Origin of the sequence: Delftia sp. CH05 (assembly GCF_009827015.1) — a bacterium.
In the GTDB taxonomy this organism is placed as follows: Bacteria; Pseudomonadota; Gammaproteobacteria; order Burkholderiales; family Burkholderiaceae_C; genus Comamonas; species Comamonas tsuruhatensis.
This window is the reverse complement of sequence record NZ_WUMG01000012.1, coordinates 17,351-31,956: the sequence shown is the minus strand read 5'-3', so window position 1 is coordinate 31,956 and position 14,606 is coordinate 17,351. Positions and strand designations below refer to the sequence as shown.

Here is a 14,606-nt window from a genome sequence, read left to right as displayed (position 1 = left end):
TGATGGCTCAGCGTCCGCCAAAGGAAGGCTCGGGATCGGCCTGAGCAGGCGCTCCTGCACCGCCAGGCGATGGCGCCTGCGAAGGCGGGGCGGGTGGTGCCGAAGCCTGCGCCTGGGCCGCTGCCTCACGCAGGGATGCAGGCACTCGCATGCCGGGCGGGATGGTAGGGCCTTTGTCCATGGAAGCCTTCACCAATTGCAACGTACGTGTCTGCCCGCCGCGTGCCAGTACAGCGCTGCGACCCTGCACGCTTTGCAGCTTCCATCCGGACAGGACCTGGTTGAGCAGCAGGCGCTGCTCCTTGCCATCGAGGGAGAAAATGATCCCCGCCACATCCCCCTCGAAGGTACCCGTCAGGCGCGCCTGTTTCCAGACATCCGGGGGCTCTGGAGGCTTTTTCTCTGGTGGCGGAGGAGGTGGCGGAGGAGGAGGTGGTGGCCTGCGGCTGATGGCGAAAAGGGGCCGCTCCTGCATTTCCAACAGCAATTGCTCATCACGACGAGCGTGGTCAACCACCGGCAACGGTGCGGGTACCAGTGCCTGGATGTCGGCCTTTATGGGCTCGGGAGGTATCCAGACGGTATCTTTAAGTTGCATTTGGGGCGTCAGCCAGGTCCACGCGAGCCCCCCCCCTAACAACACCATGGGCACGGCAAGTCCTGCGGTCCAAAGAATGCGCTGGTTCACGGCTTGCTCCGAAGAATGCTGAAGGTAAATTGCGCACTGATCTTGGGCAGGACCTTGGGATTGTTGTTGACCAGATTGCCCACCAGGTTCAGTTGCAACTCGTCAAGCCACACCGTGGGAGATACTTCAGACAGTGACAATATGGCCAGTTGAATGGCTGGCCAATTGCCTTCGGCTGTCATGGCGACGGTGATTCGCTCATAGGGGCCCAGGCTCTGCCCCTGTTCCTCAGACTCCGACGCAGGGCGCATCTGGCTGCTGACTACTGCCAGGCCCGACTTGTCCAGTACCGCACGCAGCCTCTGCTGCAGTGCATTGCCGGTCTGCGTGCTGTCCTGTTCGGCAGGGTAGATATAGGCGGCTTTTGCTTCGGCGATCTGCTCCAGGCCCTGCTGGATTTCATCGACCTGTTCCTGCAAGCCAACCAGGCGTGCATATCGTGGCTCCATGGTGTCCAGTTGTTCCTGCGCCCAGGTGTGCTTGGCATGGACCCAGGACCCCAACATCACAGGAGGCACAACCAGCAAGGCAGCAATCCCCGCGAGCAGCAGCCATTGGCGAGGCGTCAGTTTGCGTGAGCCCGTCATTGCGGCTCCTTCGTCTTGGCATTGGTACCAGCGACAGTGCCGGTTTCAGTTTTCGATCCGTTCACAGGCTTTGCACCAACTGCGGCATCTGTCCTGCTCCCACTCAAAGATTCAGGCTTAGCCGCCGGCTTTGCATCTGCAGCAGTGACAGCTTCAGTTTTCGTTCCGCTCACAGGCTTTGTACCAACGGCGGCATCCGTTTGACTCCCACTGGAAGATTCAGGCTTGGTTGCCGGCTTTGGCTTTGCGCCTACTGCCTCAGCTTGCACACCCGTGCCGCCTTCCTCCTCCGAACCGTCCGCCGGCTTGTCTTCTTCACGCACGTATTGACCCAAAACCTTGGGGTCGATATCGGCCTCCAGCGCGAAGCTTTCCTTACTGGATCCGGGAACGCGCGTGACGGCCGTTGGCAGGCGCACCTCCAGGAATCCCGGAACCTTGGCCAGCATGGCGGCGGTATTGGACGCGTTGCCGGTGAGGCCCTGGATGGTAAGCTTGCTCCCTCGAAGGACGATGCGCTGCGTGGCGGCATCATCGGGCAAGGCCTCCGTCAAGGCTGCCAGTACGCGCAGATGATCCGGCTGCTGCTGCAGGCGCTCCTGCAGCTTGCCCAGTTCCTGCCCTTCCTCCACCAGAAGCTGGCGCTTGGCCACGGTGTCCTTGGACGCCTCGGCCAGCCTGGAAAACTGCTGGCGGGCGTCCAGCGCACGTTGCTGCAGTTGCAGCGTTGGCGTGACAGCCAACGCCACCGCCAGAAGCAGCACACATCCCAGCCCCACCAGAATCCAGTTACGCCGCCGCACCTCGGCGTGACGCCGTCGCGACTCCCCAAAGTTGGGCAATATGACCGTGGTGGTGCTGGCGGGAGCCCAGACCTCCGGAGTGCTGCCGGCAGGCAGCAGCATGGACTGCTGGCGCAGGACCTGCTCGACCTGGCTGCGCGACGCAATGACTATTTCGATTCGCAGGCGCCCCGGCGGCTGTGGGCCAGGGCTTTCCGCGTAGGCCCACAAGGTGTCCTGTGGCGCAAAAGGCGTCATGGTATGCACATCCAGCTCAATGGCACCGCGCAACGACGCCGGAGCCATGACAGGCAATACAACCACGCGTTGCAGCACTTGTTCGGGGTCCAGCAATACGGCCTTATAAGCTGTTTTTTCCAGCGCCTCCCGGGCCGAATCGATCCACTCGATATGAGTCCCGCGCACCTTGGCCCCCACAGGCCCTGAGGCATTTACCCACACGCCCACCAACGATGTGGGAGCCAGCCTGCGCAACCAAGCCGATTGGGAGAGCTTGCGCAAGGCATCTCCCAGCTCAGCCGAAAGTCCGCGCAAATCCAGCCCGAACAGCTTCGCATCGGATGTCATCAACGCCATAGATCCCCATCCCTGATGAACAAATTCGTTTTCACTTTTGCTGAATCCTTCTTGATCCACATCCGCCAAGGACGCGCCGCAACGCGCGCGCATTCCAGGGTTTCGATGCACCTATATCCGTCCGGCCCACGCCTGGGCCGCTGAAAGCACTGTCCATGGCAGCGCTGTCTTGCCAACGCCGCCGGCGATCTCCACGTCGCGCATCACCATGGCGGCACCCTGGCCTTCAAAAACGACCCTGGCAGTCAATCGATAGCGTGTGCTGGAAATGCCCCCTTGACCCGCGCCAACTCCCTCGAGAAGTTGTCTCAGCGCGGGCGGCGCAGCCTTGGCGTTGACTCCCACCCGGCCGTCAACATCCGCCACCACAAAAGGCTTGATCTGCGCATAGATGCCGTAGCTCACGCCGGGCACCTGCAAAAGATCTTCAGGGGCTTCCCAGGCGACCCCTCCTCCAAAGGCTGCGCTGCGCGCTGCCTGCCGCGCCTCCATCAAGGCTTGCGCGAGCGCCTCACCCGAGCCTATACCCAGGCGGGAGAAGACTGCGGCCATCAGCACGGGAGATGCTGCGTTGATGTCCACCAATCCGCTCCATGGCACGATTTCGACCTCTATTATCTGATGCGCCCCAGGCAAGCTCACGACCTGGTATTGCGCAAAATCGGCAGGGTTGATCGCCATTCTCTGTAAAACTTGGTAGATAGCAGCTTCGCCCATGGCTCGCCCCAGGGCCATGTCGCGTGTCACCCCCCCCACCTTGGCCTCCTCGCGCACCACCCCGCCCAAGCTGGATGCAAAAATGGCGAGCGCCGCCACGATCCAGAGGACCAAGACCAACGCCATCCCCCGGGCTTGCGGATGCTTGCGCATCTGAGGATCCTGCACCACTAACGCCCCCCGCCAAATGTCGGTCCACCACCGCCCACACTCGGGTTCGTTGCAGAAGGCGTCAGAAAGGAAACCACCATTAGAGGCCAAGCGCCCGTGGAGGTCTGCAACTGAATCTGCACTGCCGAGGGCAGCTCCTTTTCGTCCTCCCAAAGGGGAGTCCACCTGGACGCGCCCAATTTGGCGTTTTGGTAGCTCAATGAAAAGGCCGAGACGGCACGTTCGACTACGTAGGACTGGCTCTGGCCCCAATCAGGCTCCATGTTCGCGCCCCTCCAGGCCGTGAATCGCAACACCAACGCATCCCCCTCAAGGGCCAGCTGGAAATGTGTTCGTCCCCCCAGCCCGAACCGGGCAGGCATGATCCCCAGCCATTGCATGCCGTTGGGTCCCGCCTGAAAGAAGAATGGGCTCTGTCCCTGCATGCGCTGCCCACCCCGGCGCCGCTCCGCAGAGACCTGACCTAGCACCGTACGCAAAAAACCGATGGACACACGCTGGTGGTCCATGCGGTCCAGTCGCGCATCGACACGCTCCTGCGTCTGCGAGACTGTGGACATGGCCGACGCCAGCCCCAGCATAAGCAGGGACAGGAGCGCCATGACCACCAGCAACTCCACCAGGGTGAAGCCACGTTGCCCGGAGGACGACAAGCCACGCAGCTTCATCGAGTCACCTCACCTGGCTGCAAGGGCCGCTGGGGGCGCAGGGTCTCGAAGACCCAGTTGCGATCTTCTGTCGAAATAATGATGCGCAAGGCATGCAACTGCACGGCGGTCTCCGGCAGACCGCCCACTGCGAAAGGAGCCGATGTCACTTGCCAGGCGTAGATGCCATCCTGCCCCGAAGCCTGGGTGCCACCAGGATCGACCATGGCAAAGGCGTCCATCAGCGAATCGGCCAGCAGGGCCACGCCCTGGTTCTGTTCCAGCTTGGCGACGCCCCGCGCGGAACCACCCACCGCCCGATAGATGAGCGCCAGCGAGATCGCCATGATGGACAGCGCCACCAGCAACTCCAGCAAGGTCATGCCCCGCACCCGGGTGCGGGCTCCAGCGCGCCGACGCACTACAGGGCCTCTTTGGTGACTTGGCCGGACAGCCAGTCCACACGCAGACGCACGCCGCTGCCGCTTTGCGCGCGGGCGAGCGAAATGCTGCCGCCCGTGGCACCGCCCTCGGGCAGGAAGACGATGGTCTGGCTGCCGTCGGGCAGGGCCATGCCGGCTGCCGTGGTAAGTTGCACCGTCAGGCTGTCGGGCAGCTTGGCCGTGGCCTGTCCGGCGATACCGTACTGCCTGCTATTCGTATTGACAGCGAATGCCACGGGCATGCCCTGCAACGTGGCCTGCTGGCGCGCCTTGCGCAGCAGGGCCGTCACGTCCTGCACCGTCTGCCGATAGTCCACGGCATCGCGCAGCTTGCCCATGGCAGGCGGCACGATGCCGATGATCGCGGCAAGGATGCCGAAGACCACCAGCAACTCGATCAGCGTGAAACCATGGGCGCGCTTCAAGACTCATTCCCGGCACGGAGGCAGCGTTGCACTGAGGCGTCAGACCAGCAACTTACTTGGTGTTGCGGATATCGGAAGCTTCACCTTCTCCGCCGGGTGTGCCATCGGAGCCCAGCGAGAGGATCTCGAGGTCGCCATTGGCAGCCGGATAGGTGTAGCGGTAAGGATTGTTCCAGGGATCATTCGGCACGCCACCCTTCAGGTAAGGGCCTGCCCAGCCGGCGACGCCAGCGGGCTGCTTGACCAGCGCGTCCAGGCCCTGCTGCGAGGTGGGATAGCGGCCCACGTCGAGCTTGTACAGCTCCAGCGCCTTTTCGATGTCGGCAATCTGCACGCCGGCCGTCTTGGTCTTGGCTCCGCCCAACTGGTTCAGCACCTTGGGGCCGACCAGGCCGGCCAGCAGGGTCAGGATGGCCAGCACGACCAGCAGTTCGATCAGCGTGAAGCCACGCTTGCGGGCGCGGGAGGACAGTTGCTTTTGCATGCGCATCATCTTCTACATACCTTTCAGACAATTCAGATTCATCAGACGGCCAGATCGTTGACGGACAGGATTCCGAGCAGGATCGACACGATGATGGAGGCGATAAGGATACCGAGGACCAGGATCAGCGCCGGCTCCAGCATGGTCAGGAGGCGTTTGATCGCGTTTTCGACCTCGCGGTTCAATATGTTGGACAGCTCCAGCATCATGTCGCCCAGGCGGCCGGTTTCCTCGCCCACCCGCACCAGATTCAGGGCCAGGGGCTCGAATTCTCCGGTTTTCTGGGCAGCATGGGCCATGCGATGGCCTTCCTTGACCATGGGACCCATTTTTTCCAGGCGCTCGCGGATGGCGACGTTGGAGACCGTGTCGCTGGCAATGCGCAGTGCGGTCAGCAGCGTGACGCCGTTGCCCAGCAGCGTGCCCAGCGATCGGCTGAACAAGGTGAGCTGGTACTTGCGCACCACGCCACCCAGGCCCGGCAGGCCCAGCAGCCACGATTGCCAGGTCTGGCGACCCTTGGGGCTCTTGGCCCAGCGGGAAAAGGCCCAGCCCAGCGCGCCCAGCACGATGAACACCGCCCAGCCGTAGCTGCGAAACGCATGGCCCAACCCCATCACGAACTGCGTGGGAAGGGGCAGCGCGTCGCCCATGTCGTTGAAGAGTTGCTCGAACTGCGGGACCACGAAGCCCAGCATGGCCACCAGGGACAGCACGGCCACGCCCAGCAGGATGGCCGGATAGATGGTGGCCGAGACCACGCTGTCGCGCAGGGCACGCTGGCGCGCCATGTGTTCCACCAGCCGGTTGAGCACGCCCGACATCTGGCCGCTGGCCTCGCCCGAGCGCACCATGTTGATATAGAAGTCGCCGAACAGGTCATGGTGCTTGCCCAGCGCCTGGCTCAGCGGCATGCCGGCCTTGACGCTGTCGAGCACGGACTGGAGCATGGCCTGCATCTGCACCTTGTGGCTCATCTCCACCAGGACCTTGAGCGCATTGTCCAGCGACAGGCCGGCACGCATCATGATGGCCAGTTCCGTGGTCATGCCCTGGATGTCGTCGGCCTTGATGCGGCCTTTCTTGAGCGCACGCGCCGCCAGCGGCACATTGCCCAGGCTTGCGGCTTCCTCGACCTTGATGGGCGACAGGCGGCTCTTGCGCAGGTGCACCACCACCTCGGCCACGGCCGCAGCGGAAAAAGTGCCCTTGACCATCTGACCGCGGCTGTCCACGGCCTCCCAGCTGTAATCAGGCATCGCTCTGGTCCTGGGTCACGCGCAGCACTTCGTCGAGCGTGGTGACGCCCGAAGCCACCTTGCGCAGGCCGTCGTCATAGAGGCTCAGCATGCCGCTCTTTGCGGCCATGGCATGCAGGGCGTTGGCATCCTGGCCTTCGATGATGGCGCGGCGCAGCGGCTCGTCGATGACCATGAGTTCGTGGATGCCGGTACGCCCCTTGTAGCCCGTGCCGCGGCAGTGCTCGCAGCCGACGGCGCGGTAGATGGGCGAGCCCTCGCGCAGAAAGCGCTTGAGGCCGCTGCCCTCGATGGCGGCCGTCGGCAGTGTGTCGGGCTGCTTGCAGCGCGAGCACAGCGTGCGCACCAGCCGCTGGGCAAGCACGCCGTTGACCGAGGAGGTGATCAGGTAGCTCTCCACCCCCATGTCACGCATGCGGGTGACGGCGCCTGCGGCGGTGTTGGTGTGCAGCGTGGACAGCACCAGGTGACCTGTCAGGGCGGACTGCACGGCGATCTGCGCGGTTTCTCCGTCACGCATTTCGCCGATCATGATGATGTCCGGGTCCTGGCGCAGGATGGAGCGCAGGGCGTTGGCGAAGGTCAGGTCGATCTGGGGATGGACCTGGATCTGGTTGATGCCGTCGAGCTGGTATTCGACCGGGTCCTCGACGGTGATGATCTTGTTGGAAACCGCGTCGATCTTGGACAGGGCTGCATACAGCGTGGTGGTCTTGCCAGAGCCCGTGGGGCCCGTGACCAGCACAATGCCGTGCGGCTTGGCCAGCAGCGTGTTGAATTTCTCGAGCGTGTCCGCCTCGAAGCCCATGCTTTCCAGGCGCAGCCTCACGCTGGCGCGGTCCAGCACCCGCATGACGATGCTCTCGCCATGCACCGTGGGCGCGGTGGAGACGCGCAGGTCCAGTTCGCGGCCCTTGGCGCGGGTCTTGATGCGGCCGTCCTGCGGCAGGCGGCGCTCGGCAATGTCCAGATGGGCCAGCAGCTTGACGCGCGAGCCGACGGCGGCGCTCAGGCGCGGCGGCACGAGTTCGGCCGCGTGGATCACGCCGTCCATGCGGTAGCGCACCTGCAGGCCGGCTTCAAAGGGCTCGAGGTGGATGTCGGAGGCGTGCAGCTCGATGGCGCGGGAAATGATGCCTGTGACCAAGCGGATGACGGGCGCCTCGCTGGCCAGGTCCTTCAGATGTTCGACGAAGTCGCCACCCGTGGCGTCCGATTCCCAGTCCTGGCCTTCTTCCCCTTCGGGTTCCTGGCCTGCTTCGGACAGTGCCTTGCGGATGTCGGCCTCCAGCGCCAGCACGGGCTTGATCTGCAGCCCCGTGGCCAAGCGCAGCGCCTTGGTGATGAAGGGGTCCTGCGGCACGGACATGGCCACTTCGAGCACGCCGTCCTGCAGCGAAATCGGGCAGACGCACTGCGCATCCAGAAAACTGGCCAGCAGGCCAGGCACGTCGGGCAGCAGGTCGGGAAACTCTTCCGCACGCAGCCAGCGCATCTGCAGCTGCTCGGCCAGCGCCTGGGCCACGTCGGTTTCCGCCACCACACCCAGCTGTACCAGCACCTGGCCCAGGTAGCCGCCCAACTCCTGCTGCGCCTGCAGGGCGTTTTGCAGATCGCGCTCGTTCAGCTTGCCGGCGGAAAGGAGGCGTTCGCCCAGCCGCCCCTTGATCGGGGCTTCGACAGCGGCAATCGGTTCCATGAGGTGATTGGTGGAAGACATTGCCGCGGATTATCCACTGTCGCCGCATCCCCCGCCAAAGGCATAGCATGCGACACCCAGGGGCGCCGCCTTCCCGTCATCAACTGTTACGCGCGCAATCGTGCGGCGCGATGCTGCGCTGCACGATGAAAAGTGGCCTCAGGCGGTTTCAGGCGTTGTCAGGTGGTTCAAGGCGGCTTCAAGCCGCCTTCACCGCCTCCGCGGGCAGGCCGCTGGCATCGCCCCAACGGCGCTGGGCCATGACCAGCAGCCCCTCGAAGATGAGGTTGTCCACCAGTTCGAAAGGCCGCGTCATGCTGGGCACCATCTTCCAGCCTGCGCCGCCGGCCATGACGCAGGCAGGCTCCATGCTGCAGTGCATGTAGAGATGCTGGTACATGCGCTCCACGGCACCGGCGATGGCGTAGGTGCCGCCGCTGGTCAGGGCGTCGCTGGTGTTGGTGGGAAATGGCGTGACCGCGCCCGTGGGCACATGCAGGCCGGCCGTGCCGCTTTCCAGGGCGCGCAGCATGATGCCGTGGCCCGGAAGAATCAGCCCGCCCATGAAGTGGCCATGCTGGTCCAGCGCGTCCACGGTGACGGCCGTGCCGACCATGACCACGATCAGGGGCCGCTCGGGGCCGCGCTGCAGGATGTGCTGGCGCGCACCGATCATGGCCACCCAGCGGTCCGCACCCAGGCGCGACGGAAAATCGTAGCCATTGGTGACGCCGGCCTCGGCTGCGCTGGGCACGGCCCACTGCGGCTCGAAATCCCAGCCCAGCATCATGTCGATCTGGTCGTGCACGCGCCGTCGCGCCGTGTCGCCAGCCACCACGCAGCCCAGCATGCGCGTGGGCGTGGGCAGGTCGCTCCACGGCCCTTCGGCCAGGTGCTCGATGTGCTCAAGGAACTCGGCGCCGTGCGCCAGCAGGGCAGCGCCAGGCCGATGCGCGTCGTACATCGCCCATTTCAAGCGGGTGTTGCCGATGTCTATGGCCAAAAAAGTCATGGGCGGGATTATCGGAGTTTTCCGGAGGATAGCGTCAGCCATGGACGACAACTGAGTGAGGACGTGAACGCAAGAATGGCGCAAATGTCAAAAATCCGGGAGCGCTCCTGCCCGGCAGCGCGCGCTGCCACTGTTAGGCGTTACATTGGCCTTTCCGTTTTTCCACCCACCAACAGGAGTCACCCATGGGACTTTTCAGTTTCATCAAGGAAGCCGGCGAAAAGCTGTTCGGCGGCAGCGCCGCACAGGCAGCCGAGCCTGCGCAAGACCTGAATGCCAAGGCGGCCAAGGCCATCGAGACCTATATCGGCACGCAGAACCTGGGCGTCAGTGACGTGAAGGTGCAGTTCGACGGCTCGCAGGGCAAGGTCACGGTGCTGGGCACGGCACCTACCCAGGCGGCCAAGGAAAAGGTGACGCTGTGCTGCGGCAACGTCTCCAGCGTGCAGTCCGTGGACAACCAGATGACGGTGACCAACCCCGAGCCCGAAGCCCAGTACCACGACGTGGTGCGCGGCGACACGCTGTCGGCCATTGCCAAGAAGTTCTATGGCGATGCCAACAAGTACCCGGTGATCTTCGAGGCCAACAAGCCCATGCTGAGCCACCCCGACAAGATCTACCCCGGCCAGAAGCTGCGCATTCCGGCAATCTAAGCCCCCCTGAGCGGCGTCGCCGCTTCCCCCTGAGGGGGACGACACCCTCGCGGCGGGGCGGCCCTTGCTCGGTGTCTCTGACCTGGCTCATGCCAGTTCTGGATGCCGCGAATTAGACCTACCCCGCTCCGAGAAAGGCCGCAATAGCGGCCTTTCTCAAGGAAAGATTCAGTATTTACCGCTCAACAGCGCACCGAACCCCGGAACGGCTGTCGGCAAGCCCAGGCGCTTGAGCATCATGAACGTCGTGGCCACCGAGGAAGACAGTACCGGCAGGCCCACGCGGTCCTCGATGGGCTGCACCGAGGCCAGCGAGGGCATCTGCACGCAGGCCGAGGCGATGACCGCGTCGGCATTGGCCGTGTTCAGGCGCCGCGTGATCTCGATGGGTGCGCGCGCATCCTGGGCGCCCACCTGCAGGTTGTCGGCAATCTCCAGCGAGATGCTGTCCACCACTTCGATGCCTTCGTTCTCTATGTAGTCGATGACCAGCTGCGTCAGCGGCTTCATATAAGGCGCCAGCAGCGCCACCTTCTTCGCGCCGATGGCGTGCAGGCCATCGACCAGGGCGCCGGCGCTGGTGACCACAGGCGCGGGGCCGCCGTTGTCCACGGTGCGCTGGTGCAGGCGCGTCTCGGAGACACGGTGGTAGCCGCGCCCCATGCTCATGATGGCCACCAGGCAGGCATAGCCGAGCACATCGACACGCGCATCCGACAGTTCCAGCGCGCAGCGGTCGCTGTCGCCGTCCATGGCAGCCAGCTCCTCCTTGGTCACATGCTTCATGCGCATGCGGCTGGAGTGAAAGGTGAAACGCTCGGGCGCCAGGGCCTCGCGGGCCCGCAGGATGGCGGGGATCTCGGTCTCCATCGTGGTGTTGGAGCTGGGCACGATCTGCCCGATACGGAAATGGGTTTTGGCTGTCATGTCAATCCATCGTGATGTGGTTGGCCTTGATGACCTTGCCCCAGTGGTCCGTCTCGCGCTGGACCAGGGCGGCCAGCGCCTGCGGGCCGAGGAATCGCGGCTCCACGCCCTGCAGGGCCGCGCGCTTTTGCACGTCAGGCGACTCCAAGGAGGTCTTGAGCGCGTCCGACAGCCTGGCGATGGCGTCGGGCGGCGTGCCCGCAGGTGCGAACAGGCCGACCCAGGCTTCCAGCTCGAAGCCCGGCAGGCCCGCTTCGGCCGTGGTGGGCACATCGGGCAGCATGGGATGGCGCGTCTTGCTGGTCACGGCCAGGGCCCTGAGCTTGCCCGTCTGCACATGGCCTAGCACCGAAGGCGGCGTGGTGATGAACATCTGCACCTGGCCGCCCAGCACGTCCTGGATGGCGGGGCCGGAGCCCTTGTAGGGCACGTGGGTGATCTGGGTCTGGGTCACCTGGGCGAACACGGCCGTGCCCACATGGGACAGCGAGCCATTGCCCTGCGACGCGTAATTGACCTTGCCCGGGTTCTTGCGCAGATAGGCAATGAACTCCTGCAGATTGTTCGCCGGCACCGAAGGATGGACGGCGATCACATTGGTGGCGGCCACGATCAGTCCCACGGGCACCAGCTCGGACTGGGCCCAGGGCAGCTTGGGAAACAGCGCCGGATTGCCCACGTGGTAGGCCGAATACGAAGCCAGCAGCGTGTAGCCGTCCTTGGGTGCCCTGGCCACCATCTGGTAGGCAATGTTGCCGCTGGCCCCGCCCCGGTTGTCCACCACGACCGACTGCCCCAGCAGGCGCGACATCGGATCGGACGCCAGGCGTGCCGCCGTGTCCACCACGCCTCCGGGCGGATTGGGGACCACGAGGGTGATGGACTTGGCTGGAAAGGCCTGGGCCTGGACGGTTCCTGCGCCCAGCAGGGCGGCCGCTGCCAGGCCGGCGGCCTGCAGCACAATGCGTCGATTCATGCTTGTCTCCATGTTCTCTTTGTACCGGCGCATTCTTGCGGGCCTGCTCGCGGTCGAACAGCCGTATCTCGTTGATCCATCCTTCGTCTCTGGTGGAGGATGCGAATGATCAACCTGCACCGATTCGATCTGCTGACGCTGCGCCTGTATGTGGCCGTGGTCGATGCCGGCAGCCTGACGGCGGGCTCGCGCACGCTGGGGCTGTCACTGGCAGCCGCCAGCAAGCGCGTGGCCGAGCTGGAGCAGCACTGCGGCGTGACCCTGCTGGTGCGCAGCAAGCGCGGCGTCACGCCCACGCCCGCCGGCCAGAGCATGTACCACCATGCCGTGGACGTGGTGGCCCGGCTGGAACATCTGGCCCTGGCCATGGACGACTTTCGCAGCGGCGCCACGGGCCAGTTGCGCCTGTGGGCCAACAACTCGGCGTTCGCAGGCTTTCTGCCCCGGCTGCTGGCCGACTTCATGGCGGCCCACCCGGGTGTCTCGGTGGACCTGGAAGACGCGCTGAGCGAGGAGTCCGTGCGCGCCGTGCTCAGCGGCGTGGCCGAGCTGGCCATCATCGGGGAGAACACGCCCCTGGAAGGGCTGAGCACCCAGGTCTGCGATGTGGACGAGCTGGTGCTGGTCATGCCGCGCGGCCATGCGCTGGACACGGACGACGACTCCCCCGTGCCCCTGGCCACCGTGCTGGACCACGACTTCGTGAGCCTGGCCCGCTCCACCTCGCTGATGCGGCGCATTGCGGCCGAGGCCGAATCCATCAACCGGCCCGTGCGGATCCGCATCCAGGTGCGCAGCTTCGATGCCATGTGCCACATGGTCTCGGTGGGCCTGGGCCTGGCCATCCTGCCGCGCGCGGCCACCGCGCCGCACCTGGCCGCGCGGGCACTGCGGCTGCGCCCGCTGGGGGCGCTCAACACCCGGCGCCGGCTGCTGCTGGCCATGCGCTCGCAGGCCACGCTGTCAGGACCGGCCCAGGCCCTGGTGGACATGGTGGCCGCCCGGGCGGCGGCGCTGGGGTTCGCGCAGCCGCAGCGCTGAGCGACGACAGGCTGGCGCCGGCTTACTGGCGCCAGGGCAGGCCGCGCAGGCGCCAGCCGCCGACATGGCCGCGCTGGCCGCTGGCGTCCACATCGCCCTCAAAGCCTTCGAGGATGTTGTAGGCCTCGATGCCCAGTTGCGCTGCGCGTTGGGCAGCGGCCACCGAGCGCACGCCGCTGCGGCACAGCAGGACCACCTTGCCGCCTTCAGGCACGGCGGCGCGCAGCTGGCTGTCGAAATCGGGGTTCATGGCCATGGACGGCCACTGCTTCCAGGCCACGGCCACGGCGCCGGGTACGCGGCCCACCCACTCGCGCTCGGCATCGGTGCGCACGTCCACCAGCGCGGCTTCGCCGGATTGCAGCCATTGCCAGGCAAGTTCGGGAGGAATGTCGCCGGCATAGCCCTGTGCGGGCTGGACGGTCAGGGGAATGGCTGCGGGAACGGGAGCGTTTGCGGACATGGATGGGCTTTCTTGATAGGACGCGGTTGTGTGCCCGGCAAGAATAACCGTCCAGCCCGACTGGCGCCGCCTCGCCGGTGCCCGAGTCGCCTATTCCCAGGGCGGCAGAAGCCTGTCGCGCAGCACCTGGCGCTGCGCCTCCCAGCCCGGCATCACGCTGGCCACCGTGGCCCAGAAGCGCGGGCTGTGGTCCATGTGGCGCAGGTGGGACAGCTCGTGCACGACCACGTAGTCGATGACCTCGGGCGTGTGCTGCATGAGCCGCCAGTTCAGGCGGATGGCCCCTGCGTTGTTGGCGCTGCCCCAGCGCGTGCGCGCGCTGGTCAGGCGCAGGCTGGTCCATTGCACGCCCAGCAGCGGCGCATGGCGCTGCAGGCTGGCCGTGAACCAGGAGCGGGCCTCGCGCAGCATCCAGGCCTGCACGCAGGCGCGCACCTCGGCAGCCGATGCGTCTGGCGCCAGCGGCAGGTGCAGGGAATGGCTGCCGTCGGCCGCCTGTTCGCGGTGGACCTGGCGGGTGCGCAGCGGCTGGGCTTCGCCACCGGTGAGAAGCAGTGCCAGGGGACGCCCCAGATAGTCGATCTCGCCGCCGTGCTCCCACCGGATGCGTGCCGACTCCTGGGCCCGCTGGCGCTGCCCGGCCTCCTGGAGCTTGCGCAGTATCCAGCCCGACTTCGCATCCAGTGCCTGCCCGATGGCCGTCATGCTCACCCATGCGGGCGCGCTGACCACCAGCCCCTGCGCGCCGATGGTGAAGCCTATGGTGCGCCGGCGCGACCGCTGCAACCGAAAGTGCAGCACCTGCCCCTGGAGAACCGCCTGCTGGTTGGCTTGCGGATGAACGAAGGAACTGTGCACGGAGCCGGTGGGCGGGGTGGGTGCAGGTGCAGGTGCAGGTGCAGGTGCAGGCAAAGCCTGCGGCGCTTCGGGTTGAGCGGATCGCTCACGGCGCGGCCTCAGCCCGCCGTCCTGTCTTTCCACGGCGGGCGGCACCAACCAGTCCCAGGAACGCTGTGCCGTGTCCGCCATGCC

Annotated in this window: 17 protein-coding genes; 2 read left to right on the top strand and 15 right to left on the bottom strand. The window is 65.5% G+C overall.

The features are described from left to right. Nucleotides 1-7 precede the first annotated feature (7 nt). The 11 genes from GRX31_RS12185 to GRX31_RS12135 all read right to left on the bottom strand — a co-directional run bounded on the left by GRX31_RS12185 (nt 8) and on the right by GRX31_RS12135 (nt 9,511). Nucleotides 8-688, bottom strand: a complete 681-nt coding sequence (locus GRX31_RS12185) for a hypothetical protein (RefSeq protein WP_160852908.1) — start codon at nt 686-688, stop codon at nt 8-10. Further along, on the bottom strand, nt 685-1,275 hold the full coding sequence (gspM, locus tag GRX31_RS12180) for a type II secretion system protein GspM (RefSeq protein ID WP_160852906.1): 591 nt from the start codon (nt 1,273-1,275) through the stop codon (nt 685-687). Before gspM ends, GRX31_RS12185 begins: the two co-directional genes overlap by 4 nt. Further along, nucleotides 1,272-2,714: a PilN domain-containing protein gene (locus GRX31_RS12175; protein WP_337193897.1), complete on the bottom strand. Its 1,443-nt coding sequence runs from the start codon at nt 2,712-2,714 to the stop codon at nt 1,272-1,274. The genes gspM and GRX31_RS12175 overlap by 4 nt, the downstream gene beginning before the upstream one ends. Before the next feature lie 51 nt (nt 2,715-2,765). Beyond that, entirely contained in the window at nt 2,766-3,524 is a 759-nt protein-coding gene (locus GRX31_RS12170; protein WP_160852902.1) for a helix-hairpin-helix domain-containing protein, read from the bottom strand. 17 nt (nt 3,525-3,541) lie between these two features. After that, a complete protein-coding gene (locus GRX31_RS12165) occupies nt 3,542-4,210 on the bottom strand; it encodes a prepilin-type N-terminal cleavage/methylation domain-containing protein (RefSeq protein ID WP_160852900.1) in 669 nt (222 codons plus the stop codon). Further along, entirely contained in the window at nt 4,207-4,611 is a 405-nt protein-coding gene (locus tag GRX31_RS12160) for a type II secretion system protein (RefSeq protein WP_337193895.1), read from the bottom strand. Before GRX31_RS12160 ends, GRX31_RS12165 begins: the two co-directional genes overlap by 4 nt. Next, nucleotides 4,611-5,057 carry a GspH/FimT family pseudopilin gene (locus GRX31_RS12155; protein ID WP_046240069.1) on the bottom strand — a complete coding sequence of 149 codons (447 nt, stop codon included), beginning with the start codon at nt 5,055-5,057 and terminating at the stop codon, nt 4,611-4,613. The genes GRX31_RS12160 and GRX31_RS12155 overlap by 1 nt, the downstream gene beginning before the upstream one ends. 52 nt (nt 5,058-5,109) lie before the next feature. Then, a complete protein-coding gene (gene gspG / locus GRX31_RS12150; RefSeq protein WP_017405949.1) occupies nt 5,110-5,550 on the bottom strand; it encodes a type II secretion system major pseudopilin GspG in 441 nt (146 codons plus the stop codon). A 32-nt stretch (nt 5,551-5,582) separates the two neighbouring features. After that, on the bottom strand, nt 5,583-6,800 hold the full coding sequence (locus GRX31_RS12145) for a type II secretion system F family protein (RefSeq protein ID WP_016446466.1): 1,218 nt from the start codon (nt 6,798-6,800) through the stop codon (nt 5,583-5,585). Then, the gene (gene gspE, locus GRX31_RS12140; RefSeq protein WP_016446467.1) at nt 6,793-8,499 is read right to left on the bottom strand and encodes a type II secretion system ATPase GspE; all 1,707 of its coding nucleotides are present in this window, start codon (nt 8,497-8,499) and stop codon (nt 6,793-6,795) included. The genes GRX31_RS12145 and gspE overlap by 8 nt, the downstream gene beginning before the upstream one ends. Before the next feature lie 199 nt (nt 8,500-8,698). Continuing rightward, nucleotides 8,699-9,511 (bottom strand): type III pantothenate kinase, encoded by an 813-nt coding sequence (locus GRX31_RS12135; RefSeq protein ID WP_016446468.1) that lies wholly within the window; start codon nt 9,509-9,511, stop codon nt 8,699-8,701. A gap of 185 nt (nt 9,512-9,696) precedes the next feature. On the opposite strand from GRX31_RS12135, the gene lysM reads away from it, so the two are divergent. Next, nucleotides 9,697-10,167, top strand: a complete 471-nt coding sequence (gene lysM, locus GRX31_RS12130; protein WP_016446469.1) for a peptidoglycan-binding protein LysM — start codon at nt 9,697-9,699, stop codon at nt 10,165-10,167. 168 nt (nt 10,168-10,335) lie between these two features. On the opposite strand, the gene GRX31_RS12125 is transcribed toward lysM, so the two are convergent. Beyond that, nucleotides 10,336-11,094, bottom strand: coding sequence for a maleate cis-trans isomerase family protein (locus tag GRX31_RS12125; protein WP_016446470.1), 759 nt, complete (start codon nt 11,092-11,094; stop codon nt 10,336-10,338). A gap of 1 nt (nt 11,095) precedes the next feature. Further along, on the bottom strand, nt 11,096-12,070 hold the full coding sequence (locus GRX31_RS12120) for a Bug family tripartite tricarboxylate transporter substrate binding protein (RefSeq protein ID WP_017405951.1): 975 nt from the start codon (nt 12,068-12,070) through the stop codon (nt 11,096-11,098). Between the two features lie 105 nt (nt 12,071-12,175). Between GRX31_RS12120 and GRX31_RS12115 the strand changes: the two genes are divergently transcribed. Then, nucleotides 12,176-13,111, top strand: coding sequence for a LysR family transcriptional regulator (locus tag GRX31_RS12115; RefSeq protein WP_012203224.1), 936 nt, complete (start codon nt 12,176-12,178; stop codon nt 13,109-13,111). Between the two features lie 22 nt (nt 13,112-13,133). On the opposite strand, the gene GRX31_RS12110 is transcribed toward GRX31_RS12115, so the two are convergent. Both GRX31_RS12110 and GRX31_RS12105 read right to left on the bottom strand, forming a co-directional pair. Continuing rightward, entirely contained in the window at nt 13,134-13,574 is a 441-nt protein-coding gene (locus GRX31_RS12110) for a rhodanese-like domain-containing protein (RefSeq protein ID WP_012203223.1), read from the bottom strand. A 90-nt stretch (nt 13,575-13,664) separates the two neighbouring features. Beyond that, a complete protein-coding gene (locus tag GRX31_RS12105; RefSeq protein ID WP_160852896.1) occupies nt 13,665-14,603 on the bottom strand; it encodes a M48 family metallopeptidase in 939 nt (312 codons plus the stop codon). Nucleotides 14,604-14,606 lie beyond the last annotated feature (3 nt).